This window comes from Microtetraspora niveoalba (assembly GCF_001570405.1).
GTDB lineage: Bacteria > Actinomycetota > Actinomycetes > Streptosporangiales > Streptosporangiaceae > Microtetraspora > Microtetraspora niveoalba.
In genome coordinates, this window is record NZ_BBYM01000019.1 from 107,182 (window position 1) to 134,027 (window position 26,846).

Consider the following 26,846-nt stretch of genomic DNA (forward strand, 5'->3'; position numbering starts at 1 on the left):
GTCAGCTCTCCCGCATCGGGATCCGCACGCCGCGCTCGGCGGCGACCCGGTCGGCGAGGTCGTAGCCCGCGTCGACGTGCCGGACGACGCCCATGCCCGGGTCGTTGGTCAGCACACGCTCGATCTTGGCGCGGGCCAGGTCGGTGCCGTCGGCGACGGTGACCTGCCCGGCGTGGATCGAGCGGCCGATGCCGACGCCGCCGCCGTGGTGGATCGACACCCAGCTCGCGCCGGACGCGGTGTTGACCAGGGCGTTGAGCAGCGGCCAGTCCGCGATCGCGTCGGAGCCGTCCGCCATCGCCTCGGTCTCCCGGTACGGCGAGGCCACGCTGCCGCAGTCGAGGTGGTCGCGGCCGATGACGACGGGGGCCGACAGCTCGCCGGAGGCGACCATCTCGTTGAACCGCTCGCCCGCCCGGTCGCGCTCGCCGTACCCGAGCCAGCAGATGCGGGCCGGCAGGCCCTGGAAGGCGACCCGCTCGCCGGCCGCGTCGATCCACCGGTGGAGGTGCTCGTTCTCGGGGAAGAGCTCCTTCACCGCCCGGTCGGTGGCGTGGATGTCGCGGGGGTCGCCGGAGAGCGCGGCCCACCGGAACGGGCCCTTGCCCTCGCAGAACAGCGGCCGGATGTAGGCGGGCACGAACCCCGGGAAGTCGAAGGCGCGGGCGTACCCGCCGAGGCGGGCCTCGTCGCGGATGGAGTTGCCGTAGTCGAAGACCTCGGCGCCCGCGTCCATGAATCCGACCATCGCCTCGACGTGCCGGGCCATGGACGCCCGAGCCTGCTCGGTGAACTCCTCCGGCGCGGCCGCGGCGCGCTCGCGCCACTCCGCCACGTCCACTCCCTCCGGCAGGTACGAGAGGGGGTCGTGCGCGCTCGTCTGGTCGGTGACCACGTCCACCTCGACGCCGCGGCGGAGCAGTTCGGGCAGCACGGTCGCGCAGTTACCGGCGAGGCCGACCGACAGCGCGCGCCGCTCCTTGCGCGCCGCGAGGCAGCGGGCGACGGCGTCGTCGAGGGAGTCGGCGACCTCGTCGAGGTAGCGGTGCTCGACCCGGCGGTGCAGCCGTCCGGCGTCCACGTCCACGACGAGGCAGACGCCTCCGTTGAGGGTCACCGCCAGCGGCTGGGCGCCGCCCATCCCGCCGCACCCGCCGGTGACGGTGAGCGTGCCCGCCAGGGTGCCGCCGAACCTCTTGGCGGCGACCGCGGCGAACGTCTCGTACGTCCCCTGGAGGATGCCCTGGGTGCCGATGTAGATCCACGATCCGGCGGTCATCTGGCCGTACATGGTCAGCCCGAGCTGCTCCAGCCTGCGGAACTCCGGCCAGGTGGCCCAGTCGCCGACGAGGTTGGAGTTCGCGATCAGGACGCGGGGCGCCCACTCGTGGGTGCGCATCACGGCGACCGGCCTGCCGGACTGCACCAGCATCGTCTCGTCGTCCTTGAGCGTGGTCAGCGTGCGGACCATCGCGTCGTAGGACCGCCAGTCGCGGGCGGCGCGGCCGGTGCCTCCGTAGACGACCAGGTCGTCGGGACGCTCGGCCACCTCCGGGTCGAGGTTGTTCATCAGCATCCGCAGCGGGGCCTCGGTCTGCCAGGACCCTGCGGTGAGCGTGGTGCCGCGCGGAGCGCGGACGGGACGGGCGCCTTCCATGGCGGTGTTCCTTTCCTAGCTGGGGAGCTCGGTCGCGGCTCCCGCCGTCACTCCGCGGCGGCGGTCGTCACCCGGGCGAAGGAGCGGATCCCGGCCAGCGTCGCGGGGTCCACGTACTCGGCCAGGTCGACGGCGTCGAAGCCGGGCGGCGGGAGGTCGGCGCGCTCGGGGAAGGCCGCGCGCACCGGCCGGGTGGCGTCGAAGCCGAGCTTCGCGGTGACGACGTCGGGCCGGTCGGCGGAGCCGATCCGGGTGGCGCTGGGGTCCATCTTGATCCCCTTCGCGTGGTCGAGCCGGATGAGATCCCGGTCGGCCTGGAAGCGCACGTTGAGCGCCCACAGGACCTCGCGGTCGTCGAAGACGTCCACGTCGGGGTCGACGGCGATGACGTGCTTGAGGAAGTGGTCGCGGGCGAAGGCGGCGAGGATCGCCTGCCGTCCGTCGGCCTCGTGCCGCTTCTCCAGCGCGATGTACGCGCTGAGCGACCCGCCGTGGAAGGGGATGCGCACCGCGCTCACGGTCGGGACCGAGGCCCGGACCGCCTCCAGCAGCCGCGCCTCCCTGCCGGGGAACAGCCACAGGCAGCGGTGTTCGGCGTGGGTGGGGTGCAGGTCGTTGAAGATCGCGTCCGCGCGCCGGGTGACCGCCGTGATGGTGCAGCGGGGTGCCCGGGCCGCTCCGTAGTAGTAGGTGAACTCGCCGAACGGGCCCTCGCCCACGAGGTCGCGCGTGTGGATGACGCCTTCGAGGACGATCTCCGCGTACGCGGGCACCTCCAGGTCCACGCCGACGCCGGGGACGACGTCGAGCGGGCGGCCGAGCAGCGCTCCGGTCACCTCGTGGGAGTCCACGTCGGTGCCGTGCTTGAGCTGGGAGGCGATGGCGTACGCCGGGTGGTGGCCGATGACGATCGCGATGGGCAGGTCACGGCCCGCCTCGGCCGCGGCGTGGATCGCCCGGCCCAGGTCGTGGTCGGGCGCGGCGTTGACGGTGATGTGGTTCCGGTCGAGCACCATCATCCGGTACATGCCGGTGTTGAGCTTCCCCGTCGCCGCGTCGCGCACGAGGGTGACGCCGGAGGTGATGTAGCGGCCCGCGTCGTCCCGCGAGTGGACGCCGAAGGGCAGCGCGGACAGGTCCACCTCCTCCCCCCGCTCCACCACCTCGTGGACCGGCGCCCGGTCGGCGCGCCGTACCGGGAGGGGGTGGCGCACGCGGTCGAGGACGTGGGCGACGGCCGCGCCGGCGTCCACGCCGAGGGCGAGCGCGATGCGCCGCCGCGTGCCGTAGAGGCCGGCGACCACCGGCATCGGGCTGCCCTTCACGCGTTCGAAGCGGACGGCGGGGGCGCCGTGCGGCTCCAGCGCCTTGACGACGGCGGACAGCTCGTACGCCGGATCGACCTCGCCGGAGACGGTGACGAGCGCGTCCGGGTCGGCGGCGGCCAGGTCGCGCAGGAAGCTCCGCAGGTCCGCCGGGGCGGTCGCGGCGCTCACCGGCCCTCCTCCGTCTCGGCGTACCGGACGTCGCCGTGCGGGAGGAAGGCCCCGCCGAGGACCAGGCTCTGCACCGCCTCCATCTCGGGGGCCAGCACGCGGTCCGCGTCGAGATAGGGCGCCTCGGCGCGCACGAGGTCGTAGACGGGCCGGGTCCCGGGCGCGGTCCGGCCCTCGGCCCGCAGGTCCACCCCCTGGGCGGCGCACAGGAGCTCGACGGCGACCACGTACGCCGCGTTGACCGCCATCCGGTGGACGCGGCGGGAGGCGTGCGTCGCCATGCTGACGTGGTCCTCCTGCCCGGCGGAGGTCGGGATGCTGTCCACGCTGTTCGGCGCGGCCAGCGCCCGGTTCTCGGCGACGAGCGCCGCGGAGGTCACCTGGGCGAGCTGGTACCCGCAGTTGAGCCCGGCGTCCTTGACGAGGAACGGCGGCAGCCCGCTCATGCCCGTGTCGTTGAGCATCGCGGTACGGCGCTCGGAGAGGGAGCCGACCTCGCACAGCGCGAGCGCGATGATGTCGGCGGCGTAGGCGACCGGCTGGCCGTGGAAGTTCCCGCCCGACAGGATCTCGGCCTCGTCGGGGAAGATCAGCGGGTTGTCCGAGACCGAGTTGGCCTCGCGGAGCAGGATGTCCGCGGCGAACTGCAGGAGATCGAACGCGGCGCCCATCACCTGGGGCTGGCAGCGCATGCAGTACGGATCCTGGAGGCGGCGGCCGGGGAACTCCTCGGCGAGGATGGGGCTGTCCTCGACCAGCCGGCTGAGCGCGGCGGCCACCCGGATCTGGCCGTGCTGGCGCCGGATCCGCTGGATGCGCGGGTCGAGCGCGGCGGGGCGGCCGGCGACGGCCTCCAGGCTCAGCGCCCCGGCGGCGACTCCGGCGTTGAACACGGCCTCGGCGGCGAAGAGGGCGCGCAGCGCGAGGGCGGTGGACGCCTGGGTCCCGTTGATCAGGGCCACGCCCTCCTTGGGGCCGAGCACGAGGGGGCTCACCCCGGCGATCTCCAGCCCGCTGAGGGCGTCCGTCTCCTCGCCGCGCACGCGGACCCGGCCCTGGCCGGTGAGCACGGCGGCCATGTGCGACAGCGGGGCGAGGTCGCCGGAGGCGCCCACCGAGCCCTGGGACGGCACGACGGGCAGCACGTCGGCGTTCAGCAGGGCCTGGAGCGCCAGCACCACGTCCCTCCGCACGCCGGAGTGGCCCTGCACGAGGCAGGCGAGCTTCACCAGCAGCATCGCCCGCACGACGTCGTCGGGCAGCGGCTCGCCGACGCCGGTCATGTGCGACACGATCAGCCGCCGCTGCAGCTCCAGCAGGTCGTCCGGCGAGATCCTGCGGTCGGCCAGCTTGCCGAAGCCGGTGTTCACGCCGTAGATGGTGTCGCCGCGGGCGATGGCGGCGTCGATCACCTCGCGGCCGCGGTCCACCCGCGCCAGCACCTCGTCCGCCAGCCGGACCTGGACGGGCCCCTCGAACGGCCGGCGGAGCATGTCGAGGTCGACTCCCCGCGCCGAGATGTGCAAGGTCGTGCTCATGGTGAGTCCTTTCGTCAGTACGGCGTGTCAGTACGGCGGGGCCGGGGTCGGCACGGCGGCCTCGGCGCGGGCTCCGGAACCTGATTCGGCGGCCCGGTCAGGTGGGGCGCCCTCCCAGCGGTGGACCAGCCCGGACTCGATGCCGAAGAGGTCGAGGACGCGGCCGACGGTCTCGTCGACGATGTCGTCCAAGGTGGACGGCATCGTGTAGAAGCTCGGCGTCGGCAGCGCGATGATGCCGCCCATCTCGGTGACCGTCGCCATGTTGCGGATGTGGGTGAGCGTCAGCGGGGTCTCCCGCAGCAGGAGGACCAGGCGGCGGCGCTCCTTCAGCGCCACGTCGGCGGCGCGGGTGAGCAGCGTGGTGGTGACGCCGGTGGCGATCTCGGCGAGCGTGCGCACCGAGCACGGCGCGATGAGCATCCCCATGTTCTGGAAGGAGCCGCTGGACACCGGCGCGGCCACGTTGTTGATCGCGTGCGCGTGGTCGGCCAGCCCGCGCACCTCGCGCACGGTCATCGGGGTCTCCATGGCGATGGTCAGCGCCGCCGCCTTGGACACGACCAGGTGGGTCTCCACGTTCTGCCGGGCCAGCACCTGGAGCGCGCGGATGCCGTAGACGGCCCCGCTCGCCCCGGACATCCCGACGACCAGCCTGCGGGGCGGCCCGTCCTGCGCGCTCATCGCCGTCCCTCCCCCGCGACGGCGGAGGGGCGGGGGACGCGCACGTTGACGGCCTTGGTCTCGTAGTAGCTCAGCAGCTCGTCGAGGCACTCCTCCCGGCCGACGCCGCTGTTCTTCACCCCGCCGAAGGGCGCGCCCAGGAAGTGGCGATTGGCGTCGTTGACCCAGACGTAGCCCGCCTCGACGTCGTGCGCGGCGCGCAGGGCGAGGTCGATGTCGCGGCACCACACCGCCGCGCTCAGCCCCAGATCGACGTCGTTGGCGAGCCGGACCATCTCGTCGTAGTCGGACCACTCCATCGCGGCGACCACCGGGCCGAAGATCTCCTCGGTGGCGATGCGCATCCGCGGGGTCACCCCGGCGAAGAGGGTCGGCTCCAGGTAGTAGCCCCCCTCCGGCACGCCGTCCGGCACGCCGCCGCCGGTGACCAGCGCGGCCCCCTCCTCGTGACCGGAGGCGACGTACGCGCGGACCCGCGCCAGGTGCTCCCTGGAGACGAGCGGGCCCATGTCGGCGGACTCGTCGTACGCGACCCCGACCCGGATCCGCCGCAGCCGCTCCGCGAGCCGGGCCACGAACGCGTCGTGGATCGACGCGTGCAGCAGCAGCCGGGACGTGGACTGGCACGACTGCCCCTGGCTGATCGTGAGGCTCATCCCGGCCACGGCGGCGTCCACGGCCGCGTCGAGATCGACGTCGGGGAAGACGACCATGGCGTTCTTGCCGCCGAGCTCGGTGGTGAGGTGCTTGATCCGGCCGCGCGCGCCGAGGCGGGACTGGATCGCGAGCGCGGACGGCAGGCTGCCGGTGAAGGCGATCCGCTTGACCGCCGGGTGCGTCACCAGCGCGTCACCGGCGCCGGCCCCGCCCGCCACGATGTTGACCACACCCGGCGGGAGGACCCCCTCCAGGATCCGGCCGAGCGCCAGCGTGGCGAGCGGGGTCTGCGGCGCCGCCTTGACGACCACGGTGTTCCCGGCCAGCAGCGGGAAGATCATGCCCCCGAGCGCGAACAGCGTCGGGTGGTTGAAGGCGATGATCTTCCCGACCACTCCGTAGGGCGTGCGCAGCGTGTACGACAGCGCGTCGTCGGCCGGCGTGGTGGCCCGGCCGGCCAGCGCGAAGGCGTACGACGGCCACCGCTTGAGGTAGCGCAGCGCGAGCGCGACGTCCCTGCGGGTGGAGGGCAGCGGGTTCCCGCTGTCGGCGGAGTCGAGGAGCGCGAGCGCCTCCCCGTGCTCGCGCAGCCGGGCCGCCACGCCTTCGAGCGCGTCGGCGCGCGCCTCCAGACCGGCGGCCGACCAGGCGGGCTGGGCCAGGCGCGCCGCCTCGACGGCGGCGTCCACCTCGGCCGCGGACGCCACGGGCGCCTCGGCGAGGACCTCCCCCGTCGAGGGGTCGTACGAGGGCGCGGCGTCGGCCGAGGCGGCCCATTCCCCCGCCACGAACGATCTGGGCCGCGCGTCGGGCCAGAAGCGGGTGAGCGCCTCCGCGGCACCGGACATGCCGGGCTCCTTCCTGGGGGTCGTGTCAGCCGTTGACCGTGGTCACGAGGCCGCGGTCGGGGCTGCGCAGACGTGAGTAGGCGGACAGGTGGATCTCGCGGCCGGTGTGCGTCCCGGTGACGGCCAGCGGCTCCGCGTCGACGTCGCGGCCGGACTCGACCGCGTCGATGAGCGTCGCCATCAACTCGCCCACGAGCGGCGCGGTCTTGAACTGGTTTCCGCTGGTCCCGATGGCGACGTAGAAGCCGTCCAGGTCCGTGCGGTCGTAGATCGGCGCCCAGTCGTCGGTGATGTCGTACAGGCCGGCCACCCCGGAGGGGCGCGAGGGGATGCGCAGGGTGGGCAGGCGCTGGGCGAGCCGCAGCACGTGCCGGTCCCAGACGTCCAGGCTGACGGCGGGGTCGTGGGCGTCGGGGTCGGCGACCTCGACGGTCGGGTCGCACGCGGCGCCGTTGCCCCCGACGAGGATCCCGTTGCCCCGCTCGGGCCGGAAGTTGATGCCGAGGTCGCCGTCGACCACGTGCAGCCCCCGGGCCAGGTAGTCGATCTCGGGAGGCGCGGTGACCTGGTGGAGCTCCTGCCGGATCGCCCGGGTGCGGACCCGCATGCCCTCCTCGACTCCGGCCATCCGGTTGAGCCGGGAGGAGTGGGGGCCGGCCGCGTTGACGACGACCGGGCAGTCGACACGCGTCCCGTCGGCCAGGGTCACCCCGAGCACGCGGCCGCCCGCGCGGCGGATCTCGACGACCGTGGCCCGAAGGGCGCATTCGGCGCCTTCGAGGCGCGCCGCGGCCATGAGGTTCTGCGCGGCCAGCGCGGGGTCGCCGACGAATCCGGACGACGGCGTGTACAGAGCCCCGGGGATGACGCCCTCCGGCTCCCGTCCGAAATCCTCGTCGTCCGGCAGGCGCGGCGGCCCGAAGGCGTGCAGGTCGAAGTAGGGCAGGTGCTCGGCGAGGCGCTCGGCGTCCCAGCGCTCGTGCGGCTCGCCGAGACCGGCCAGCGTCTCCTCCGCGCGGGCGCCGTACCCGGAGCCGTCGTCGAAGATGATCGAGCCGCACCGATGGAACTCGGCGAGCCGCTCTTCCGGCGGCAGCCGCACGAAGTCGGCCCACCCCTCCCAGTACGGCAGCGCCTCGGCGGCGAGGACGACCGCGTCCCGCGACGTGGCGTGGACCCGCAGGATCCCGGCCGAGGCGCTGGTCGATCCGTGGCCGGGCATGCCCTCGCGATCGACGTTGAGCGTCCGCCAGCCGGCGCGCGTGAGCGCGAGGGCGACGGACGCGCCGATGACGCCGGCGCCGACGATCACCGCGTCGTACGTCCGCCGCGGCGAGATCGCGTCGTTTGCCAGGACCATGCGGGCTCCTCGTGATCGTGCCGTCCCGTCCGGATGAGGAAACGGCGACAACCTTCCGTCAGGCAGCAGAGTATGCCACCAGACGGTAGTCACTCCGCAAGAGATCCCGGCCCGGAGAATCACGACATACGAGCAATGAGGCGAGGTAGAGCCGTCGCGACAGCACATAACTGCTGAACATCACGGCAACCGCTGCACAGTTGTTAGTTCCGCTATGGGGTAGACACCCCCTCGGCGTGGTGGCAGTATCACGCCCCAAGTGGTGCGTCGCGCCACCTCGTGCCTGCACCCCTCACCACGAGGAGAACCATGACCGTGCGACTCAAACCCCTTCGGCCCCGTACCGCCGCGCTCATGGCGGCGAGCCTGGTCTCCGCGGTCGCGCTGGCCGGCTGCGGATCGGGCGGCGACCCGGCCGCCGACGACGTCACGTCCCCCGCCGCGGGCGGCCCGGCCGCGAGCGCCGCCGGGAACGAGATCCCGGCCCAGGAGCAGGACCCCGCCGTCGCCGCGCTGGTGCCCAAGGAGTTCCGGGACAAGGGCACCGTGACGATCGCCAGCGACGCCAGCTACCCCCCGATGGAGTTCATGGCCGCGGACGGCCAGACGGTCGTCGGCCTCGACCCCGACCTGGGCAAGGCCCTCGGCGAGGTGATGGGCCTCAAGGTCTCGATCGTCAACTCGCAGTTCGACGCCATCATCCCCGGCCTCAGCGCGGGCAAGTTCGACATCGGGATGTCCGGCTTCAACGACACCGAGGAACGGCGCAAGATCCTCGACTTCGTCGACTACTACAAGGGCGGGTCATCGTTCTTCGGGAAGTCCGGCGGCGCCGTGGTCAAGACACTGGACGACCTGTGCGGGCACCGCGTCGCCGTCCAGAAGGGCACCGTCCAGCAGGACGACGTGACCGCGCAGGAAGCGAAGTGCAAGAGCGCCGGCCAGAAGAGCATCGAGCTGCAGGTCTATCCCGACCAGGCGGCGGCGAACCTGGCCCTGGTCAGCGGCCGGGCCGACGTCAGCATCGCCGACACGCCCATCGCGGCCTACCAGGTCGCCCAGTCGGGCGGCCAGTTCGCGCTGACCGGCGACGAGTACGGCGTGGTGATGCACGGCATCGCGGCGCCCAAGGGCAGCGGCCTGGTCAAGCCGCTCACGGCCGCTCTCGACGCGCTCATGAAGAACGGCGCCTACCAGAAGATCCTCGACAAGTGGGGCATCGGACACACCAAGCTCGACGCGCCTCTGGTCAACGGCGTCGAGCCCCAGCAGTGATCGGCGGGGGCCCTCCATGCGGCAGGTACAGCACATGACCCAGGTCACAGACACCCCGTCCGTCGAGTCGATGCCGACCGTACGCCGCCGGCGGCCGGGCCGCTGGGTCGCCGCCGCGGTCGTCTGCGTGCTGCTCGCGATGCTGGTCAACACGTTCGTCACGAACGAGCGGTTCCAGTGGGACGTCGTCTTCGACTGGTTCACCTCGGACCGGATCCTCGCCGGGCTCGGCCGCACCATCCAGCTCACCGTGATCTCGATGCTGATCGGCATCGTGCTGGGGCTGGCGCTGGCCGTCATGCGGCTGTCGGGCAACCCGCTGCTCTCCGGAGTCGCCTGGGCCTACATCTGGCTGTTCCGCGGGACGCCGGTCTTCGTGCAGCTCCTGTTCTGGGGGTTCATCTCCGCCCTGTATCCCCGGCTGTCCCTCGGCGTGCCGTTCGGCCCCGAGTTCACCAGCTTCTCCGCCAACGCGCTGATCAGCCCGTTCGTGGCCGCGATCCTGGGTCTCGGGCTGAACGAGGCCGCGTACATGGCGGAGATCGCCAGGGCGGGCATCCTGTCGGTCGACCGTGGCCAGGGCGAGGCGGCGCAGGCGCTCGGCATGACCCGCGGCCTGGCCCTCAGGAGGATCGTGCTGCCGCAGGCCATGCGCGTCATCGTCCCGCCCACCGGCAACCAGGCCATCGGCATGCTCAAGACCACGTCGCTGGTGGCGGTCCTGGCCTACCCGGAGCTGCTCTACTCCGCGCAGCTCATCTACTCCGCCAACTACCAGACCATTCCCCTGCTGATCACCGCGTCGCTGTGGTACCTGCTGATCACGTCGGTGCTCAGCGTCGGCCAGTTCTTCGTGGAACGGCACTTCGCCCGAGGAGCCGTCATGTCCGCGGGCACCCCCGGCCGACGGGGACCCCTGCGCCGGTTGGCCGCCCGGCTGCCCGGACGCCGCCCCTGACCGCCGGTCCCCCGGCGACGCCCTCTCCCTGGAACACAGGAAGGACCCGTTGATGGCCCAGCCGATGGTCAAGGCCGTGCAGGTGCACAAGTCGTTCGGCCGAGTGAAAGTCCTGAGCGGCATCGACCTCGAGGTCGCCCCGCGCGAGGTGCTCTGCGTCGTGGGGCCGTCAGGATCAGGAAAATCCACCTTCCTGCGATGCATCAATCATCTGGAGAAGATTGACGCCGGACAACTGTTCGTGGACGGCGAACTCGTCGGCTACGCGCGCCGCGGCGGCAAAATGCACGAACTCGGGGAACGCGCGGTCGCGGAACAGCGGAAGAACATCGGAATGGTCTTCCAGCGTTTCAATCTCTTTCCGCATATGACCGCTCTGGAGAATGTCATGGAAGCGCCGGTCCGGGTACGGAGGGAGACCCGGGCGACGGCGCGCGAGCGCGCCGTGAAGCTCCTCGACCAGGTCGGGCTGGCCGACCGGCGGGACATGTACCCCGCCCAGCTCTCCGGAGGCCAGCAGCAGCGCGTCGCGATCGCGCGGGCGCTGGCGATGAAGCCCAAGCTGATGCTCTTCGACGAGCCGACCTCCGCGCTCGACCCCGAACTCGTCGGCGAGGTGCTCGACGTCATGCGCTCGCTCGCCGCGGACGGCATGACCATGGTCGTCGTGACCCACGAGATGGGCTTCGCCCGCGAGGTCGGCGACGCCGTGGCCTTCATGGACGGCGGTGTCGTCGTGGAGTCGGGCCACCCGCGCGACGTGCTGGTCAACCCGCGGCACGCGCGGACGGCGGCGTTCCTCTCCAAGGTGCTCTGACCACCCCGTCGCGCACCGGAGTGGTGCCGCCGGTCGAGGCGATCCGGCCCCGCTCGCTCATCGTTCGCGCCGCGGTGCCGGCGTGGCGCCGCCGTCTGGCGGGCCTCGCCGGCCGGTGGGTGAAACCGCAGGTCAGCGGATGAATCCGGGGAAGCCGAGCTCGGCGGACAGCGCCTGGGCGTGCTCGGCGACCGCCTTGGCGTAGGACACCAGGTCCTCCTCGCCGATCCGGAACGACGGCCCGATGATGCTCAGGGCAGCCACGACGCCGCCGGTCGAGTCGTAGACCGGGGCGGCGGCCGCCGCGGCCTCCGGCTCGACCGCGGTACGCCGGGACACGGCGTACCCTCCCTCGGACAGCCGCCCGTTCAGCGCCGCGCCCACGGCCGTGCCGACCGTGGGGATGGCCCGGCCCGCCCAGGTGGCGTGCCGGATCGCGCGGGGGCTCTCGACCTGCCGCAGGTAGAGCGCGTGACTGTCCCCCTCGGCGACGGCGAGATAGGCCGTCTCCCCGGTGAAGTCGGCCAGGTCGCGCAGGTGCGGCTCGGCGATCTTGTAGACCGGCAGGTGCCCGAGCGCGATGGCGCCCGCCTGGAGCATCCGGGGACCGGGATGGTAGAGCCCGGACGAGTCCCGCCAGGCGAAGCCGGACAGCTCCAGCGCCTTGAGCAGGCGGGCGGTCGTGCTCAGGGCGAGCTCCGCCTCGCGTGCGGCGGCGGTGAGAGTGAGCCCGCTGGACGAGGTGGCGACGATGTGCGCCAACCGGAGCGCGCGTTCCACCGTGCGTATCGCGGTCGGCTCGGAACTTTCGGACATGCGCCCCCGTCTCCGCGAGAGATTCGTGGCCTGACACCGGTGCGCGTTTCCGAGTCGCAATTCCGATCTGCGACCTGCGCCACACCCGATCGCGGACTAAACCCGCGATTATTGAATCGTACCGCAGAATATCATCGGTAAGCGTCATTCTCTCTCGATCCGGTCGTCCGCATAACGCGCACCCGGACCTCGATTTCATCCCCGCCTTCGGCCGGCCACGCTTAGTTCGCAAAAGAACCGCCTCTCGAAGCCGAACAGGCACGGCCCGTACGCGGTCGCACCCGCCGCGGGCGTGCCACGGCGTCCGCGCCACCCCTCCGCCACATCGGCGAACCCGCCGCTGTCAACCACCCGGTGAACCCGCGCTTCCGCCCCGCCCGAACGGCGCCGCGGAGCCGGCCCCGCCCCGCCTCGTCGCCGTTCCCGCAGTTCACCGCGACCCCGGGGATCGCGAGGCCGCGCACGGGAGCCCCGGCTCCGACCGGAAGGGAGCAGGGCGCGCGACGTGGATCCACACTGTCCGGAAGGTGACATCACCCTGGATTCCCGACTCTCAATGTCGCCATATTCCGCCCTATCGCGACTTTCGAAAGCTTGCCGAAGGCCAAGCTTGAGGTAACTCTGAGTAATCAATCAGTAACCCTCTAGCGCTGGAGGCCTCCAGGATGAGAACCGTCCCCCTGCTCCTGCGGCTGACCGCCGTGGGAGCGGCGTCGGCCACGCTGCTCGCCGGAACCTGTACCGGTGCCGCGGCTGTCGCGGCCCGGCCACCGGCCCCCTCTGACACGATCCGCGGCACCGACGCCCCCAACGGCATCCCCGGCCAGTACATCGTGGTGCTGAAGAACACCGGCGCCAACCGGCGGCGCGGCGCGAAGGTCGTCGCGACCGACCTCGCCTCCCGGCACCGCGGCGAGATCCGCCACGTGTTCAACAAGGTCATGATGGGCTTCGCCATCAAGATGACCCAGGCGGACGCCGAGCGGCTGGCCGCCGACGGCTCCGTCGACTACGTCGAACAGGACCAGCGGGTCACGGCCAACGACACCCAGCGCAACCCCACCTGGGGCCTGGACCGCATCGACCAGCAGGCGCTCCCCCTCAGCTCCAGCTACACCTACCCGACCACCGCGTCCGGCGTCACCGCGTACGTCATCGACACCGGCATCCTGACCACGCACAGTGACTTCGGCGGCCGAGCGAGGAGCGGGTACGACTTCGTCGACAACGACACCGACGCGACCGACTGCCACGGCCACGGCACCCACGTCGCCGGCACCATCGGCGGCACGGCGTACGGCGTGGCCAAGGGTGTGAAGCTCGTCGGCGTCCGCGTGCTCGACTGCTCGGGCAACGGCGCCGTCTCCGGCGTGATCGCGGGCGTCGACTGGGTCACGGCCAACGCGGTCAAGCCGGCGGTGGCCAACATGAGCCTCGGCGGCGGCACGAGCAGCGCCCTCGACAGCGCGGTGGCCCGCTCCATCGCGTCCGGCGTCACCTACGGCGTCGCCGCCGGCAACGACGGCACGGATGCCTGCTCCTCCTCACCGGCCCGGGTCCCGGAGGCCGTCACCGTGGGAGCGACGGCGAGCAACGACGGACGGCCGTCGTGGTCCAACTACGGGAGCTGCCTGGACGTCTTCGCGCCCGGCGACTCCATCACCTCCGACTGGTACACGGGCCCCTCGGCGACGAACACGATCAGCGGCACGTCGATGGCCACCCCGCACGTCGTCGGCACGGCGGCGCTGATCCTCGGCCTCACCCCCGGCGCGACTCCCGCGCAGGTGGCCACGGCGATCGTCTCCCAGGCGACCTCGGGCAAGGTGACCAACCCGGGGGCCGGCTCGCCGAACCGGCTGCTCTACACCGGCGGGCTCGGCGGCGCCACTCCGAGCCCGTCGCCCTCGGCGACCCCGACCCCGACGCCCACGCCCACGCCCACCCCGCCGCCGGGCGGCGCCACGGTCTTCTCCGACGACTTCGAGACGCTCACCGGCTGGATGACCAACCCCGGTCTCACCGACACCGCCACCTTCGGCACGTGGATGCGGGCCCGCCCGGAGGCCACCAGCGCGAACGGCGTCGCCACCCAGCTCGGCACCCCGGCCAGCGGACGCTACGACCTGGTCACCGGGCCGTTCGCCGGGGCCGAGGCGGGCTCCTGGGACATCGACAACGGGGTGACCACGATCCAGTCGCCGCCCATCAGGCTGCCCGCGTCCGGGAAGCTCACCCTGTCCCTGAACTGGTACCTCGCGCACCTCGACAACGCGTCGAGCGCGGACTACTTCCGGGTGCGCGTGGTCGGCTCCACCACGACCACGGTGCTGCGCCAGGCGGGCGCGCCGAAGGTCCGGGCCGCCGCCTGGGCCAAGGCCGCCGCCGACATCTCCTCCCACGCCGGTCAGACCGTACGGATCGTGATCGACGCCGCCGACGCGGCCGAGCCGAGCCTGGTCGAGGCCGCCGTCGACGACGTGCTGATCACGCGGTCGTGACGGTCCCCTCCGGCTGAAAGACGCACCGGGAGACGGTCCGTGGAGACAACGGCCGGTGCGGCTCGCGCGAGCCGCACCGGCCGTCTCCGTCTCCGTCTCCCGCGCCGGGCCGATCCGGCCGGGCACGCCTCGGATCAGCGGGTGTCGGAGCCGTCGGAGGCGAGCGCCGCGCGTCCGGCCTCCAGACGGGCCACCGCGACCCGGAACGGCGAGCACGAGACGTAGTCGAGGCCGATCTCGTGGCAGAAGTGCACCGACGCCGGGTCGCCTCCGTGTTCGCCGCAGATGCCGATCTTGAGGTCGGGGCGGGTGCGCCGCCCCTCCTCGACCGCGATCCGCATCAGCCGGCCGACGCCGTCCCTGTCGATCGACTCGAACGGCGAGACGCCGAAGATGCCGAGGTCGAGATACTTGCCGAAGAAGGCGCTCTCCACGTCGTCACGGGAGAAGGCCCACGTCATCTGGGTGAGGTCGTTGGTGCCGAAGGAGAAGAACTGCGCCGCCTCGGCGATCTGCCCGGCGGTCAGCGCCGCGCGCGGCACCTCGATCATCGTGCCGATCATGGCGTCCACGCCCGCGTCGGCGAGGATGCGCAGCGCCTCCTCGCGTACGCTCTCCAGCTCCTGCACCGCGCCCACCAGCGGGATCATGATCTCGGCCCGGGGGTTCGCGCTCTCCTTGGCCGCCTCGGCGATCGCCCGCACCTGCATCGCGAACAGACCGGGGATGACCAGGCCGAGCCGTACGCCGCGCAGGCCGAGCATGGGGTTCTGCTCGTGCAGCCGCTTGACGGCGTCGAGCAGCCTGCGGTCCTTGTCGTCGGCCGCGTCACCGGCGAGTGCCACCTTGACGGACAGTTCGGTGTAGTCGGGCAGGAACTCGTGCAGCGGCGGGTCGATGAGCCGGATGGTGACCGGCAGGCCGTCCATCGCGGCGAAGATCCCGGCGAAGTCGGCCTTCTGCAGCGGTTCGAGCGCGTCCAGGGCCGCCTGCCGCTCCTCGTCGGTGGAGGCGAGGATCAGGTCCTCGACCAGCTTGCGCCGGTCGCCGAGGAACATGTGCTCGGTACGGCACAGCCCGATGCCCTGGGCGCCGAACGCGCGGGCCCGGGCGGCGTCCTCCGGCGTGTCGGCGTTCGCCCGTACGGCGAGGCGGCGTACGGAGTCGGCGTGCCGCATGATCCGGTCCACGGCGACGACCAGCTCGTCCTCGACCGGGCCGCCCTCGAAGTACTCCATGACGGGCGAGGCCACCACCGGCACCTCGCCGAGGTAGACGGCGCCCGTGCTGCCGTCGATCGAGATCACGTCGCCCTCGGCGACGACGACCCCGCCCGGAGCGGTGAACCGGCCGGCGCGGGTGTCCACGACCAGCTCCTCCGCGCCGCACACGCAGGTCTTGCCCATGCCCCGGGCGACCACCGCGGCGTGCGAGGTCTTGCCGCCGCGCGACGTGAGCACACCCTGGGCGGCGATCATGCCGGCGAGGTCGTCGGGGTTGGTCTCCCTCCGGACGAGGATGACGGCCTCGCCCCGGCCCGCCAGCTCGACGGCCTTGGCCGAGGTGAAGACGGCCTTGCCGACGGCGGCGCCGGGAGAGGCGTTCATGCCCGTGGTCAGCCGCGTGTTGCCGTTGTCGGCGGAGAAGCGGGGGAACATGAGCTGCGCGAGCTGGCCGCCGGAGACGCGGGTGACGGCCTCGTCCATGTCGATCAGGCCCTCGTCCACGAGCTGGGTGGCGATGCAGAAGGCCGCGCCCGCGGTCCGCTTGCCGACCCGGGTCTGCAGCATCCACAACTTGCCGCGCTCGATCGTGAACTCGATGTCGCACAGGTCGCGGTAGTGGTTCTCCAGCGTGCTCATGATGTCGAGCAGCTCGCGGTAGGAGGCGGGATCGATCCGCTCCAGCTCCTGCAGCGGCACGGTGTTGCGGATGCCGGCCACCACGTCCTCGCCCTGCGCGTTCTGCAGGTAGTCGCCGTACACGCCCTGCTGGCCGGAGCCGGGGTCGCGGGTGAAGGCGACGCCGGTGCCGGAGTCCATGCCGATGTTGCCGAAGACCATGGCGACGACGTTGACGGCCGTGCCGAGGTCGGCGGGGATGCGCTCCTGCCGCCGGTAGAGGACGGCACGCGGCGCGTTCCACGACTCGAAGACGGCCCTGATCGCCAGCTCCATCTGCTCACGCGGGTCGGAGGGGAACTCGCGGCCCTTCTCCTCGCGGACGATGCCCTTGTACGTCTCGACGAGACGCTGAAGGTCGGCCGCGTCGAGGTCGGTGTCCTGGCGGTCGCCCTTCAGCTCGTCGAGCGCGGCCTCGAACAACTCGCCCTCGATGCCGAGGACGGTCTTGCCGAACATCTGGATCAGCCGGCGGTAGGAGTCCCAGGCGAAGCGCTCGTTGCCCGCCTGCTTGGCCAGCCCGAGCACCGAGGCGTCGTTGAGGCCGATGTTCAGGACGGTCTCCATCATGCCGGGCATGGAGAACTTGGCCCCCGACCGGACGCTGACGAGCAGCGGATCGGCGGCGTCGCCGAGGCGCTTGCCCATCGTCGTCTCCAGCGCCTCAAGGTGGGCGGCGATCTCGGCGGCGAGACCGCCGGGCACGTCACCCTCGGCGAGGTAGTGCCGGCAGGCCTCGGTGGTGATCGTGAAGCCCGGGGGGACCGGAAGACCGAGATTGGTCATTTCCGCAAGATTGGCGCCCTTTCCACCGAGCAGATCCTTGAGATCCTTGTTGCCCTCGGTGAAGTCATAAACAAACTTGCGCACGCGAGCTCCTTCGGCCACTTCAATTACACGGGTCCGTCCGCATTCGCACTGTACCGACCAACAACCCGACGAAACATCACCAGTCGAGAGATATCGTGTTTACCCAGGTAGAGGGGCATACGGAGGTCTAATCCACTCCATCCAAGATTAAAAACGAACGATTTTCTCGGATCATCAAAGAGTGGTATAAACCAATTCCATCCGACATTGGAGATCGTTCATCTCGCGTTAATTGGTGTAGACCATTACGCTTTCCGGCGGCGTACGGCTTTCATGGAGGACACGGCGCCGAACACGGCCGGCCGGTAACGGGAACACCGGGGCGCGGCCGCCTAGGATTGACCCAACCCTCCGAAGCCGACCTGTCGCGGAGGGTGTTCGCATGTCACCAAAGTTCTGGCATATCGCCATCTCGGGGATCGTGGCACTCGCCGCGACGGGCTGCGGCCCGGGCCGGACCGAGATATCGCCCACCCGGGTGGACGGAGTCTCCACCCTCGACCCGTCCCCGCAGTCCCTGAGCTGGGGGGCGTGCGAAGGTGTGCCCTCCTCGGCCGGCTTCCAGTGCGCGACGTTGAAGGTCCCGCTCGACTACGCGAAACCGGGCGGCGAGAGCATCGGCCTCGCCCTCGTCCGCCGCCCCGCCAGCGACAGGAACAACCGCATCGGCTCGCTGGTCTTCAACTTCGGCGGGCCCGGCGGCTCCGGCGTCTCCACCCTGCTGGACGCCGCGGGCGCCTTCTCCACGCTCAACAGGCGGTACGACCTGGTCAGCTTCGACCCGCGCGGCGTGGACCGCAGCAGCGGGATCAGGTGCCTGAACAGCGCCGAGCTGGAGCGGTACCTCGCCAGCGAGCCGAGCGCCGACACCGCGGAGGAGACCCACCTGCTCAAGGGGTTCGCCAAGGCGTGCGAACAGAACGCCGGGCACATCCTGCCGTACGTCGGCACCCTCAACGCGGCCCGCGACCTGGAGGCCATGCGCGCCGCGCTCGGCGACCGGCACCTGAACTACCTCGGCTTCTCCTACGGCACCCACCTGGGCGCCCTCTACGCGACCCTGTTCCCCAAGCAGTCGGGCCGCATGGTGCTCGACTCCGCGCTCGATCCCTCCGTCGGCATGATGGAAACGGCCCGCACCCAGATCAGGGGCTTCCAGAAGGCGTACGAGAACTACCTGGCCGCCTGCGTGAAGCAGCCGAAGGGGTGCCCGCTCGGCAAGACCACGTCGGCGGCGAACACGGCCGTGCTCAAGCTCATCGACCGGCTGGAGGCGCACCCCGCCGAGGCGGGCGGCCGCCCGGTCACCGCCACCGTGGCCAGGACCGCCGTCGCGCAGGCGCTGTACAGCCAGATGGCCTGGCCGCTGCTCACCGAGGCGCTGCACCAGGCCATCACGAAGAACGACATGAGCGGCCTGCAGGCCCTCGCCGACCAGTACGGCGGACGGCAGCCTGACGGGTCGTACTCGACGCTGCAGATGTCGCTGCCCTCCATCCTGTGCGCGGACACCACCGCCCGGCCGAGCATCGAGGAGGCCGAGAAGGTGGCCCGCGACCTCAAGCCGGATTCGCCCATCTTCGCCATCACCGCGGCCAGTTCGGGCATCTGCAGCGTGTGGCCGGTGCCCGGCGAGGCCACCAACAAGCACATCGACGCGTCCGGGGCCAACCCGATCGTGGTCGTCGGCGTGACCCACGACCCGGCCACGCCGTACCAGTGGGCGCCGGCGCTGACCGCCCAGCTCCGCAGCGCCGTGCTGCTCACGCTGAAGGGCGAGGGCCACGGAGCCTACGGGCAGAACAACCCGTGCATCGACAACGCGGTCAACTCCTACCTGCTGGAGGGGAAGGTCCCGGCCAAGGGGCTCGTCTGCTCCTGACCGGGCGCACATGGAAAAGCACCCGCCGGATGATCCGGCGGGTGCTTTTCCGTGTCCCTGCGCCGAGCCGCCCCGGGGCGGCCGGTGGCGCCTCGGGCCTCAGTCGTTGAGGTGCGTACGGAGGTAGGACTCGACCTGGTCGATGGAGATCCGCTGCTGCGCCATGGAGTCGCGCTCGCGGATGGTCACCGCGTTGTCCTCCAGGGTGTCGAAGTCCACCGTGATCGCGAACGGGGTGCCGATCTCGTCCTGGCGGCGGTAGCGGCGGCCGATCGCGCCCGCGTCGTCGAAGTCGACGTTCCAGCGGCGGCGGAGCTGGGCGGCGAGGTCGCGCGCCTTCGGCGACAGGTCGGCGTTGCGCGAGAGCGGCAGCACCGCGACCTTGACCGGGGCGAGCCGGTGGTCGAGGCGCATGACGGTCCGCTCCTCCATGACGCCCTTGGCGTTCGGGGCCTCGTCCACCGTGTACGCGTCGAGCATGAAGGTCAGCGTCGCCCGGTCCACACCGGCCGCCGGCTCGATCACGTACGGCACGAAGCGCTCGCCGGACTCCTGCTCGAAGAACGACAGGTCGGTGCCGGACGCCTTGCCGTGCGCGGTGAGGTCGAAGTCGGTGCGGTTGGCGATGCCCTCCAGCTCACCCCACTCCGAGCCGGTGAAGTTGAAGCGGTACTCGATGTCCACCGTGCGCTTGGAGTAGTGGGACAACTTCTCCTTCGGGTGCTCGTAGAGCCGGAGGTTGTCCTTGCTGATGCCGAGGTCGACGTACCAGCGCAGGCGCTCGTCGATCCAGTACTGGTGCCACTCCTCGTCGGTGCCCGGCTTGACGAAGAACTCCATCTCCATCTGCTCGAACTCGCGGGTGCGGAAGATGAAGTTGCCCGGCGTGATCTCGTTGCGGAACGACTTGCCGACCTGGCCGATGCCGAACGGGATCTTCCTGCGCGCCGACTGCTGCACGTTCAGGTAGTTGATGAAGATGCCCTGCGCGGTCTCCGGACGGAGGTAGGCCAGGCCGGACTCGTCCTCCACGGCGCCGAGGTACGTCTTCAGCAGTCCGCTGAACTGGCGGGGCTCGGTGAAGGCGCCCTTGTTGCCGCAGTTGGGGCAGGTGATGTCGGCCAGGCCGCCCGCCGGCTCCTTGCCGTGCTTCTCCTCGTACGCCTCGAGGAGGTGGTCGGCGCGGTAACGCTTGTGGCAGGACTGGCACTCGGTCAGCGGGTCGGTGAAGGTCTCGACGTGGCCGCTGGCCTGCCACACCTCGGGAGCGAGGATGACGCAGGAGTCGAGGCCGACGACGTCGTCGCGGCCCTGCACCACGGCCTTCCACCACTCGCGCTTGACGTTGTTCTTCAGCTCGACACCGAGCGGTCCGTAGTCCCAGGACGCGCGCAGACCCCCGTAGATCTCGCTCGACGGGTACACGAGCCCGCGGCGCTTGGAGAGGCTGACGATCGTTTCCATGACGTCGGTGCGACGTGCCATAGGTGAGAACTCCATCCGGCTGGGTGTCGGGTTGGGATCGTGCGCGCACGCGCTGGGCAGCGCCGGCGTCTCGCCGGCGCTCGGGCGGAGTCGCGCCCGCTACCTGCTCGATCTCATCCAAGCTTAGGGGACCCGCGGGCCCCCTCGCTCATTCCTCGCCCCCGCCCGCCGCCGGGGCGCCGTCGACCGGCTCGAACGCGCTGGGCTCGTTGATCATCAGAGTCATCAGCGGGTACATGGCCATCCGGGCGGCGCCCAGCGCCCTGCGGTAGAAACCGGCGCCCTCCCACTCGCTCACCAGGGCCCACAGGTCCGGCTCGTCCACCGACCTGCCGATCTGCCCGCGCACATAACCTGGCTGGGCGGCGAACAGGTCGAGGATGTCACGGGCCTGCGCGGCGAAGTCCTCCGTGCGCGCGGCGGGCACGGAGTAACGGATCAGGGCGAGCATGCGGCCCAGCATGCCATGGCCCCGCGGGTGACCGGGTGCGCCGATGCGCCCCACCTGACTAGGCTCGGCACGTGGCAGGTGACACAGGGCAGGACAAGGGGCCCGGCGGGCCGAGGGTTCCGGCGCATCCCCTGGCCAGGAAGCCGGCCGGCGACCCGCGCGGGCAGGGACGCGGCTCCGGACGCCCCGGCACGGGATCGGTGGCGCGCAAGGGAGGCAAACGCCCGCTCCCGCCCGGCGAGCAGTTCTTCACGCCGGGCGCGACCGGGCTGCGGCGGACGGTGGAGACCAGGAGCGCGACCGCCCTGGTGTTCCTCTTCCAGCTCCCGCGCTGGGTGGTCCCGATCGTCATGGTCGCCCTGATGCTGACCGGCGTCGTGGTGGACTCCTGGCTCGGCGGCCTGGCCGTGCTGCCCGTGCTCGCGTTCGTGTTGTGGCTCGCGTACATGTCGTGGCCGTCGCTGCGACCGGGCGCGCGCCTGCTGCGGGTCGCGCTGGTCACCTTTCTCGTGTTGCTGGCGGCCACCCGCTTCGGGCTGTTCTGACACGGGTCTGTTCGGGTTCGGGATACTGCGATCGCATCCGCACCGCTCCGTCACACTCTGCCGGTTTTGACAACGGTTTTCATTTTGCCGGATACTTGAGGGCGTGATGTCCCGTATGCGCTCCCTCACCCTCACCGGCGCCCTGCTGGCCGCCACCGCCGTCACGACCGCCGCGTGCGGTGCGGGCGGCAATGCCGCCGACGACAGCAAACCCACCGTGATGGCCGCCTTCTATCCCCTCCAGTGGATCTCGCAGCGGGTGGGCGGGCCGGACGTATCCGTCACCGGCCTCACCAAGCCGGGCACCGAGCCGCACGACCTCGAACTGACCGCGCGCCAGGTCGCCGACATCCAGGACTCCTCGCTCGTCGTCTACATCAAGGGCGTCCAGCCGGCCGTGGACGAGGCGGTCCAGGGACACGCCTCCGGCAAGGCGTTCGACGCCGCGGGAGCCGTGTCCACGCTCCCCGCGACCGCGGAGGACGAGGGACACGACGAGCACGACGGGCACGAGCACGCCGACGTCTCCTACGACCCGCACATCTGGCTCGACCCGAGCCGGTTCGCCGCCGTCGCCACCCAACTGGGCGAGCGGCTGGCCGCGGCCGACCCCGCCCACGCCGCGGCGTACCGGCAGCGCGCCGCCGACACGGCCGCCGAGCTGAACAAGGTGGACGAGTCGTACCGGACCGGCCTGGCCACGTGCGGCAAGAAGGCGATCGTGACCAGCCACGCCGCCTTCGGCTACCTGGCCGACCGGTACGGCCTGGAGCAGATCTCGGTCAGCGGCATCGACCCCGACGCCGAGCCCTCCCCCACGCGCCTCGCCCAGGTGGCCGATGTCGCCAAGCGAAAGAATGTGACTACCATTTTCACCGAGGAGCTCGTCAGCCCCAAGGTGGCCGAGATCCTGGCCAAGGAGGTCGGCGCCGCCACCGCGGTACTCAACCCGCTCGAGAGCGAGCCCGACGGCGGGGACTATCTCTCCGCGGCCAAGCTGAACCTGGACGTCCTGAGGAAGGCGCTCGAATGCCCCACCACGGAAGGGTGATCCTGCGGTGAGTGCCGCGTTCACGATGGCCGGCGGCGAGGTCGCCCTCGACGGCCGGCCCATCCTGCGGGGCGTCGACCTGTCGGTCGGCGAGGGGGAGTTCCTCGTCGTCCTGGGCGCCAACGGCTCCGGCAAGTCCACGCTCGTCCGCGCCCTGCTCGGCCTGGTCCCGCTGTCCGGCGGCTCCGTCCGGCTGTACGGCACGCCGCCCGCGAAGTTCCGGGAGTGGCGGCGGATCGGCTACGTGCCGCAACGCCTGTCCATCGGCGGCGGGGTGCCCGCCACGGTCCGCGAGGTGGTGTCCTCCGGGCGCATCGCCCGGCGCGGCCGCTTCCGGCGCACCGGCGCCGCCGACCGGCGCGCCGTGGCCGACGCCCTCGACGCCGTCGGCCTCGCCGACCGGGCCGCGTACCCGGTGCACGCCCTCTCGGGGGGCCAGCAGCAGCGGGTGCTCATCGCCCGCGCGCTGGCCGGCGAGCCGGACGCGTTCGTCATGGACGAGCCCACGGCCGGGGTGGACGCGGACAGCCAGCGGCTCCTCGCGGCGACCCTCGCCGGGCTGAGGGAGCGCGGCAAGACGGTGGTCCTGGTGGCGCACGAGCTCGGCCCGCTCGAACCGCTCATCACCCGGGCGATCGTCCTCCGTGGCGGCCGCGTCGCGTACGACGGGGCGCCTCCGGCGGCCGTCGAGGCGGGGGTCGGCGCGGGCGGGCACGTCCATGCCCACGCCCACGCCCACGCCCACAGCGGCCCGCTGAACGGCTGGCCGGACGTCATCGGGTCACGATCCTCGGCCGGCGAGGCCGGCGCGGCGGGAGAGGCATGATGGGGATCTTCCAGTACGACTTCATGGTCCTCGGACTGCTCGCGGCCGTGTTCGTCGGCCTGGCCGCCCCGGTCGTCGGCACGTTCATCGTCCAGCGCCGTCTGGCGCTGCTCGGCGACGGCATCGGCCACATCGCGCTCACCGGCGTCGCGCTGGGCTTCCTGACCGGCACCGCCCCCGTGCTGACCGCCGTCGTCGTGGCCACGCTCGGGGCCGTCGCCATCGAGATGGTGCGCGCACGCGGCCGGACCAGCGGCGACGTCGCCCTGGCCCTGCTGTTCTACGGCGGGATCGCGGGCGGCGTGCTGCTCATCTACCTGTCGCCCGGGCAGAGCAACTCCACGCTGACGTCCTACCTGTTCGGCTCGATCTCCACGGTGGCCGCCCAGGACGTGTGGGTGATCGGCGGGCTGGCCGCGGCCGTGCTCGGCGTGGTCGCGATCTTCGGGCGGGAGCTGTTCGTGCTCTGCCAGGACGAGGAGGTCGCGCGCGCGAGTGGCCTCCCGGTGCGTTTCCTCAGCCTGCTGCTCGCGGTGACCGCCGCCCTCACGGTCGTCATCGCCATGCGCGTGGTGGGCCTGCTCCTCGTGAGCGCCCTGATGGTCGTCCCCGTGGCGACCAGCCAGCAGATCATGCGCAGCTTCCGGGGCACCATGGTCCTCGCCACGGCGCTCGGCGTGGTCGCCACCGTCGGCGGTCTGACCTCCGCGTTCTACATCGACGTCCCCCCGGGCTCGGCGATCGTGCTGATCGCGCTCGCCGGGTTTGTGCTCTCCCTGGCGATAGGTAGATTCGTACGGCGAAGCCGTACCTGGGAGTCGACATCATGAGCAAGAGCAGCGACGCCGTTCACGCGATCCTCCGGCAGAGCGAGGGGTTCCGGAGCGCCCAGGACATCTTCACCAAGATGCGGGCGGACGGCGCCAAGATCGGTCTGACCACCGTCTACCGGGCGCTCCAGTCGCTCTCGGACGACGGCCGGGTGGACATGCTGCGCACCGACGAGGGCGAGTCGGTCTATCGCGCCTGCGAGAGCGACGTCCACCACCACCATCTCGTGTGCCGCCGCTGCGGGCGCACCGTCGAGGTGGCCGGGCCCGACGTCGAGCGCTGGGCCGAGGCCATCGGAGCCGAGTACGGCTTCACCGAGGTCACCCACACGGTCGAGGTCTTCGGCACCTGCCCCGAGTGCGCCGCCGCCGCCGGGAGCCGCTGACCGGTTCATGACGATCCGCCGCTCGGCCGCCCCCCGGCCCGCTCCGCGGGGTACGCTGCCCCCGCCGACGTAGGGAGATGCCGTGCCGTTCAGCCATGACATGGTGTACTCGCTGGCCACCGTGGTCGATCTGATCAACACCTCGCCCGCCGCGGGCGGCGAGGAGGGCCTGCGGAGCGTCGAGGACCTGCGCGCGTTCGTGGGGCGCCGCGTGATCAGCGACGTGGAGGACCTGGACTCCCGCGACCTGTCCGAGGTGCGGGAGCTGCGCGACGCCTTCCACGAGGTCTTCACCGCGCCCGACCGGGACACCGCGGTGTCCCTGCTCAACACGCTGCTCGGCCGTACGCGCATCACGCCGAGCCTGGCCGAGCACGACGGGTTCTCGCTGCACGTCCACTACTTCGCCCCGGGGGCGTCGCTGGCCGAGCACCTGGCGGCCGACTGCGGCGTGGCGCTCGCCCACGTGCTGGTCGAGGACGAGCGCGAGCGGCTGCGCACGTGCGCCGCGCCCGACTGCTCCCACGTGTTCGTGGACGAGTCGCGCAACCGCTCGCGGGTCTACTGCGACAGCCGTACGTGCGGGAACCGGATGCACGTCGCCGCCTACCGGGCCCGCCGCCGCGCCTAGAAGGCCGCTCGGGTCCCGGAACCGGTGGCCCGGTCCCGGGATGCGGTCAGCTCTGCCGTAGGGCGGGCATCGGGATGGGGACGGCGTACGCGGTGGCGCCGCCGCCCACTCCTCCTTCGCAGGAGTTCGGAGGCGTGGTGGTCACGCCCTTGGTGGAGGGGCGTTCCGCGGCCCAGAACATGTAGCCGAGCATGCCGGGGGTGAGTCCGGCCCCCTTCGGCGCGGCCGTCTGGACGAACGATCCCGTGGACTTCTGCAGCGAGGCGTTGAAATCCGCGCATTCGGGGCGGACCTTGTTTCCTTCGGCGATGTAGAACGCGCCGGTGAACTTGGCCGGAGCCAGCGGCGGGATCGGCGGGGCGTAGGTGGGCTTGCCGTCGATGTGCTCCTGCCAGTTGGCGATGGCGTCGGAGCTGCTGGGCTGGCGGGCGGGCACCATCGCGTTGGCGTAGTCCAGGACCGGGGTGTCGGTGCGCAGCCAGTCCGCGGTGGCCTTCCTGCCGATGTCGATGAGCCAGCGGTCACCTGCGGCGAGGTCGATGGTGAGCCGGGCGGCCGGGTTCGCGCCGCTCGGATCGTACGGCAGGACGGAGCGGTAGGCGTCGATGAAGGCCTGCAGACCGACCAGGTCGGGCTTGCTGTTCTCCTCGTAGTCGATCTCGATGCCGACGCCGAGCCGCTGGGCGACCTCGGCCGCGTTGCGCCCGAACTGCGCCGCGTTCTCCGCCAGGGCGGAGTTCCACGCGGTGGTGTAGGTGATGCCGCCGATGGAGAGCATCACCCGAATGCCGCGGCCGGCGAAGTAGTTCACGATGTCGGCGGTCATGCCGCGCGGCACGCCGTCGAGCGTCTGCGCATCGGTGGTCTTGTGCAACAGCTTGACCGGGTGGACGAAGCTGAGCACCACGAGGTTGACCGACGGGCGGCCGTCGCCACGGTCGATCAGCCAGTGGTTCTTGGCGTCGAAGTCCGCCGTGCTGCGGACGTTGCCCCAGATGCAGGCGTCATCACCGCAGTGCCAGGCGCCGTAGACCTGCAACGGGGTCGCCGCGGCCTGTGCGGGGGTGGGAAGGAAGAGGGAGAGGAGGAGTAAGGAGACGAGAGCGGCCAGGCGGCGCATGCTGATACCTCCGTACGCGAGAGATCAGTGCCCCTCCTGGCAATCTTTGCCTCGTCGCGTCGTCAGGACGGCGGCTCGCCGCGCTATCGCGCCACCCGCGAAAACTCCTTACAAGCTCGGACTTTCCGCGGGTCCGGGAATGTCGGCCGTATCCGCCACGGCCTCTTCCGCTTTGCGATGCACCACCCTGGACACCGCTCCTTCCGAGCCAAACCCTGCCGATCACGGCACTGGAAAGAAGGTTAACCAATCTGCGTGGTG

22 protein-coding genes are annotated in these 26,846 nt (G+C 71.5%); 11 read left to right on the forward strand and 11 right to left on the reverse strand.

Annotated elements, in window-relative coordinates; genetic code table 11:
* Window position 1: 1 nt before the first annotated feature.
* The 6 genes from hutU to AWQ70_RS19905 are packed head-to-tail and all read right to left on the reverse strand — an operon-like array spanning window position 2 to window position 8,240.
* Entirely contained in the window at window positions 2–1,657 is a 1,656-nt protein-coding gene (gene hutU, locus AWQ70_RS19880) for a urocanate hydratase (RefSeq protein ID WP_067178195.1), read from the reverse strand.
* 47 nt (window positions 1,658–1,704) lie between these two features.
* The gene (locus tag AWQ70_RS19885; protein ID WP_067178196.1) at window positions 1,705–3,153 is read right to left on the reverse strand and encodes a UbiD family decarboxylase; all 1,449 of its coding nucleotides are present in this window, start codon (window positions 3,151–3,153) and stop codon (window positions 1,705–1,707) included.
* Complete coding sequence (gene hutH, locus AWQ70_RS19890) at window positions 3,150–4,691, reverse strand: histidine ammonia-lyase (RefSeq protein WP_067178198.1); 1,542 nt, start codon at window positions 4,689–4,691, stop codon at window positions 3,150–3,152. The genes AWQ70_RS19885 and hutH overlap by 4 nt, the downstream gene beginning before the upstream one ends.
* A 27-nt stretch (window positions 4,692–4,718) precedes the next feature.
* Entirely contained in the window at window positions 4,719–5,375 is a 657-nt protein-coding gene (locus tag AWQ70_RS19895) for a UbiX family flavin prenyltransferase (RefSeq protein WP_067178199.1), read from the reverse strand.
* Window positions 5,372–6,880 (reverse strand): aldehyde dehydrogenase family protein, encoded by a 1,509-nt coding sequence (locus tag AWQ70_RS19900; RefSeq protein ID WP_067178201.1) that lies wholly within the window; start codon window positions 6,878–6,880, stop codon window positions 5,372–5,374. Before AWQ70_RS19900 ends, AWQ70_RS19895 begins: the two co-directional genes overlap by 4 nt.
* A gap of 25 nt (window positions 6,881–6,905) precedes the next feature.
* The gene (locus AWQ70_RS19905) at window positions 6,906–8,240 is read right to left on the reverse strand and encodes an NAD(P)/FAD-dependent oxidoreductase (protein WP_067178203.1); all 1,335 of its coding nucleotides are present in this window, start codon (window positions 8,238–8,240) and stop codon (window positions 6,906–6,908) included.
* A gap of 309 nt (window positions 8,241–8,549) precedes the next feature.
* Between AWQ70_RS19905 and AWQ70_RS19910 the strand changes: the two genes are divergently transcribed.
* The 3 genes from AWQ70_RS19910 to AWQ70_RS19920 are packed head-to-tail and all read left to right on the forward strand — an operon-like array spanning window position 8,550 to window position 11,290.
* Window positions 8,550–9,515 carry an ABC transporter substrate-binding protein gene (locus tag AWQ70_RS19910; protein WP_067178205.1) on the forward strand — a complete coding sequence of 322 codons (966 nt, stop codon included), beginning with the start codon at window positions 8,550–8,552 and terminating at the stop codon, window positions 9,513–9,515.
* A 34-nt stretch (window positions 9,516–9,549) separates the two neighbouring features.
* On the forward strand, window positions 9,550–10,473 hold the full coding sequence (locus tag AWQ70_RS19915) for an amino acid ABC transporter permease (protein ID WP_084517445.1): 924 nt from the start codon (window positions 9,550–9,552) through the stop codon (window positions 10,471–10,473).
* A gap of 52 nt (window positions 10,474–10,525) precedes the next feature.
* Window positions 10,526–11,290, forward strand: coding sequence for an amino acid ABC transporter ATP-binding protein (locus tag AWQ70_RS19920; RefSeq protein ID WP_305071776.1), 765 nt, complete (start codon window positions 10,526–10,528; stop codon window positions 11,288–11,290).
* A 132-nt stretch (window positions 11,291–11,422) separates the two neighbouring features.
* Here AWQ70_RS19920 and AWQ70_RS19925 read toward each other — a convergent pair whose 3' ends face one another.
* Window positions 11,423–12,106, reverse strand: a complete 684-nt coding sequence (locus AWQ70_RS19925) for an IclR family transcriptional regulator (RefSeq protein ID WP_067178209.1) — start codon at window positions 12,104–12,106, stop codon at window positions 11,423–11,425.
* A gap of 665 nt (window positions 12,107–12,771) precedes the next feature.
* On the opposite strand from AWQ70_RS19925, the gene AWQ70_RS19930 reads away from it, so the two are divergent.
* Window positions 12,772–14,607 carry a S8 family peptidase gene (locus tag AWQ70_RS19930; RefSeq protein WP_067178211.1) on the forward strand — a complete coding sequence of 612 codons (1,836 nt, stop codon included), beginning with the start codon at window positions 12,772–12,774 and terminating at the stop codon, window positions 14,605–14,607.
* 134 nt (window positions 14,608–14,741) lie between these two features.
* On the opposite strand, the gene ppdK is transcribed toward AWQ70_RS19930, so the two are convergent.
* Window positions 14,742–17,378 carry a pyruvate, phosphate dikinase gene (ppdK, locus tag AWQ70_RS19935; RefSeq protein ID WP_067178213.1) on the reverse strand — a complete coding sequence of 879 codons (2,637 nt, stop codon included), beginning with the start codon at window positions 17,376–17,378 and terminating at the stop codon, window positions 14,742–14,744.
* 382 nt (window positions 17,379–17,760) lie between these two features.
* Here ppdK and AWQ70_RS19940 point away from each other — a divergent pair, with 382 nt between their 5' ends.
* Window positions 17,761–19,260 carry an alpha/beta hydrolase gene (locus AWQ70_RS19940; protein WP_067178215.1) on the forward strand — a complete coding sequence of 500 codons (1,500 nt, stop codon included), beginning with the start codon at window positions 17,761–17,763 and terminating at the stop codon, window positions 19,258–19,260.
* 99 nt (window positions 19,261–19,359) lie between these two features.
* Here the strand turns inward: AWQ70_RS19940 and AWQ70_RS19945 are convergent, their stop codons facing one another.
* Window positions 19,360–20,745, reverse strand: a complete 1,386-nt coding sequence (locus tag AWQ70_RS19945) for a glycine--tRNA ligase (RefSeq protein WP_174552403.1) — start codon at window positions 20,743–20,745, stop codon at window positions 19,360–19,362.
* A 148-nt stretch (window positions 20,746–20,893) separates the two neighbouring features.
* The gene (locus tag AWQ70_RS19950; RefSeq protein WP_067178656.1) at window positions 20,894–21,196 is read right to left on the reverse strand and encodes an antibiotic biosynthesis monooxygenase family protein; all 303 of its coding nucleotides are present in this window, start codon (window positions 21,194–21,196) and stop codon (window positions 20,894–20,896) included.
* A 71-nt stretch (window positions 21,197–21,267) separates the two neighbouring features.
* On the opposite strand from AWQ70_RS19950, the gene AWQ70_RS19955 reads away from it, so the two are divergent.
* The 6 genes from AWQ70_RS19955 to AWQ70_RS19980 all read left to right on the forward strand — a co-directional run bounded on the left by AWQ70_RS19955 (window position 21,268) and on the right by AWQ70_RS19980 (window position 25,465).
* Complete coding sequence (locus tag AWQ70_RS19955) at window positions 21,268–21,741, forward strand: DUF6703 family protein (protein WP_245647052.1); 474 nt, start codon at window positions 21,268–21,270, stop codon at window positions 21,739–21,741.
* Window positions 21,742–21,847: 106 nt separating this feature from the next.
* Window positions 21,848–22,792 (forward strand): metal ABC transporter substrate-binding protein, encoded by a 945-nt coding sequence (locus AWQ70_RS19960; RefSeq protein ID WP_067178219.1) that lies wholly within the window; start codon window positions 21,848–21,850, stop codon window positions 22,790–22,792.
* Between the two features lie 25 nt (window positions 22,793–22,817).
* Window positions 22,818–23,618 (forward strand): metal ABC transporter ATP-binding protein, encoded by an 801-nt coding sequence (locus tag AWQ70_RS19965; RefSeq protein WP_067178657.1) that lies wholly within the window; start codon window positions 22,818–22,820, stop codon window positions 23,616–23,618.
* A complete protein-coding gene (locus AWQ70_RS19970; RefSeq protein ID WP_067178221.1) occupies window positions 23,615–24,448 on the forward strand; it encodes a metal ABC transporter permease in 834 nt (277 codons plus the stop codon). The genes AWQ70_RS19965 and AWQ70_RS19970 overlap by 4 nt, the downstream gene beginning before the upstream one ends.
* Window positions 24,445–24,834 carry a Fur family transcriptional regulator gene (locus tag AWQ70_RS19975; RefSeq protein ID WP_067178223.1) on the forward strand — a complete coding sequence of 130 codons (390 nt, stop codon included), beginning with the start codon at window positions 24,445–24,447 and terminating at the stop codon, window positions 24,832–24,834. The genes AWQ70_RS19970 and AWQ70_RS19975 overlap by 4 nt, the downstream gene beginning before the upstream one ends.
* Window positions 24,835–24,916: 82 nt before the next feature.
* Window positions 24,917–25,465 carry a CGNR zinc finger domain-containing protein gene (locus AWQ70_RS19980; RefSeq protein ID WP_218004602.1) on the forward strand — a complete coding sequence of 183 codons (549 nt, stop codon included), beginning with the start codon at window positions 24,917–24,919 and terminating at the stop codon, window positions 25,463–25,465.
* Between the two features lie 46 nt (window positions 25,466–25,511).
* Here AWQ70_RS19980 and AWQ70_RS19985 read toward each other — a convergent pair whose 3' ends face one another.
* Window positions 25,512–26,585, reverse strand: a complete 1,074-nt coding sequence (locus tag AWQ70_RS19985) for a glycoside hydrolase family 18 protein (protein WP_084517450.1) — start codon at window positions 26,583–26,585, stop codon at window positions 25,512–25,514.
* Window positions 26,586–26,846: the final 261 nt, after the last annotated feature.

Excerpts from the sequence above, each read along its gene's own strand:
- AWQ70_RS19985 (WP_084517450.1), bottom strand. The coding sequence starts at position 26,585 with ATGCGCCGCCTGGCCGCTCTCGTCTCCTTACTCCTCCTCTCCCTCTTC.
- AWQ70_RS19905 (WP_067178203.1), bottom strand. The coding sequence starts at position 8,240 with ATGGTCCTGGCAAACGACGCGATCTCGCCGCGGCGGACGTACGACGCG.
- AWQ70_RS19960 (WP_067178219.1), top strand. The coding sequence starts at position 21,848 with ATGTCCCGTATGCGCTCCCTCACCCTCACCGGCGCCCTGCTGGCCGCC.
- AWQ70_RS19930 (WP_067178211.1), top strand. The coding sequence starts at position 12,772 with ATGAGAACCGTCCCCCTGCTCCTGCGGCTGACCGCCGTGGGAGCGGCG.
- AWQ70_RS19970 (WP_067178221.1), top strand. The coding sequence starts at position 23,615 with ATGATGGGGATCTTCCAGTACGACTTCATGGTCCTCGGACTGCTCGCG.
- AWQ70_RS19950 (WP_067178656.1), bottom strand. The coding sequence starts at position 21,196 with ATGCTCGCCCTGATCCGTTACTCCGTGCCCGCCGCGCGCACGGAGGAC.
- AWQ70_RS19965 (WP_067178657.1), top strand. The coding sequence starts at position 22,818 with ATGGCCGGCGGCGAGGTCGCCCTCGACGGCCGGCCCATCCTGCGGGGC.
- AWQ70_RS19940 (WP_067178215.1), top strand. The coding sequence starts at position 17,761 with ATGTCACCAAAGTTCTGGCATATCGCCATCTCGGGGATCGTGGCACTC.
- AWQ70_RS19925 (WP_067178209.1), bottom strand. The coding sequence starts at position 12,106 with ATGTCCGAAAGTTCCGAGCCGACCGCGATACGCACGGTGGAACGCGCG.
- hutU (WP_067178195.1), bottom strand. The coding sequence starts at position 1,657 with ATGGAAGGCGCCCGTCCCGTCCGCGCTCCGCGCGGCACCACGCTCACC.
- AWQ70_RS19920 (WP_305071776.1), top strand. The coding sequence starts at position 10,526 with ATGGCCCAGCCGATGGTCAAGGCCGTGCAGGTGCACAAGTCGTTCGGC.
- AWQ70_RS19895 (WP_067178199.1), bottom strand. The coding sequence starts at position 5,375 with ATGAGCGCGCAGGACGGGCCGCCCCGCAGGCTGGTCGTCGGGATGTCC.
- AWQ70_RS19900 (WP_067178201.1), bottom strand. The coding sequence starts at position 6,880 with ATGTCCGGTGCCGCGGAGGCGCTCACCCGCTTCTGGCCCGACGCGCGG.
- AWQ70_RS19915 (WP_084517445.1), top strand. The coding sequence starts at position 9,550 with ATGACCCAGGTCACAGACACCCCGTCCGTCGAGTCGATGCCGACCGTA.
- hutH (WP_067178198.1), bottom strand. The coding sequence starts at position 4,691 with ATGAGCACGACCTTGCACATCTCGGCGCGGGGAGTCGACCTCGACATG.
- AWQ70_RS19945 (WP_174552403.1), bottom strand. The coding sequence starts at position 20,745 with ATGGCACGTCGCACCGACGTCATGGAAACGATCGTCAGCCTCTCCAAG.
- AWQ70_RS19910 (WP_067178205.1), top strand. The coding sequence starts at position 8,550 with ATGACCGTGCGACTCAAACCCCTTCGGCCCCGTACCGCCGCGCTCATG.
- AWQ70_RS19975 (WP_067178223.1), top strand. The coding sequence starts at position 24,445 with ATGAGCAAGAGCAGCGACGCCGTTCACGCGATCCTCCGGCAGAGCGAG.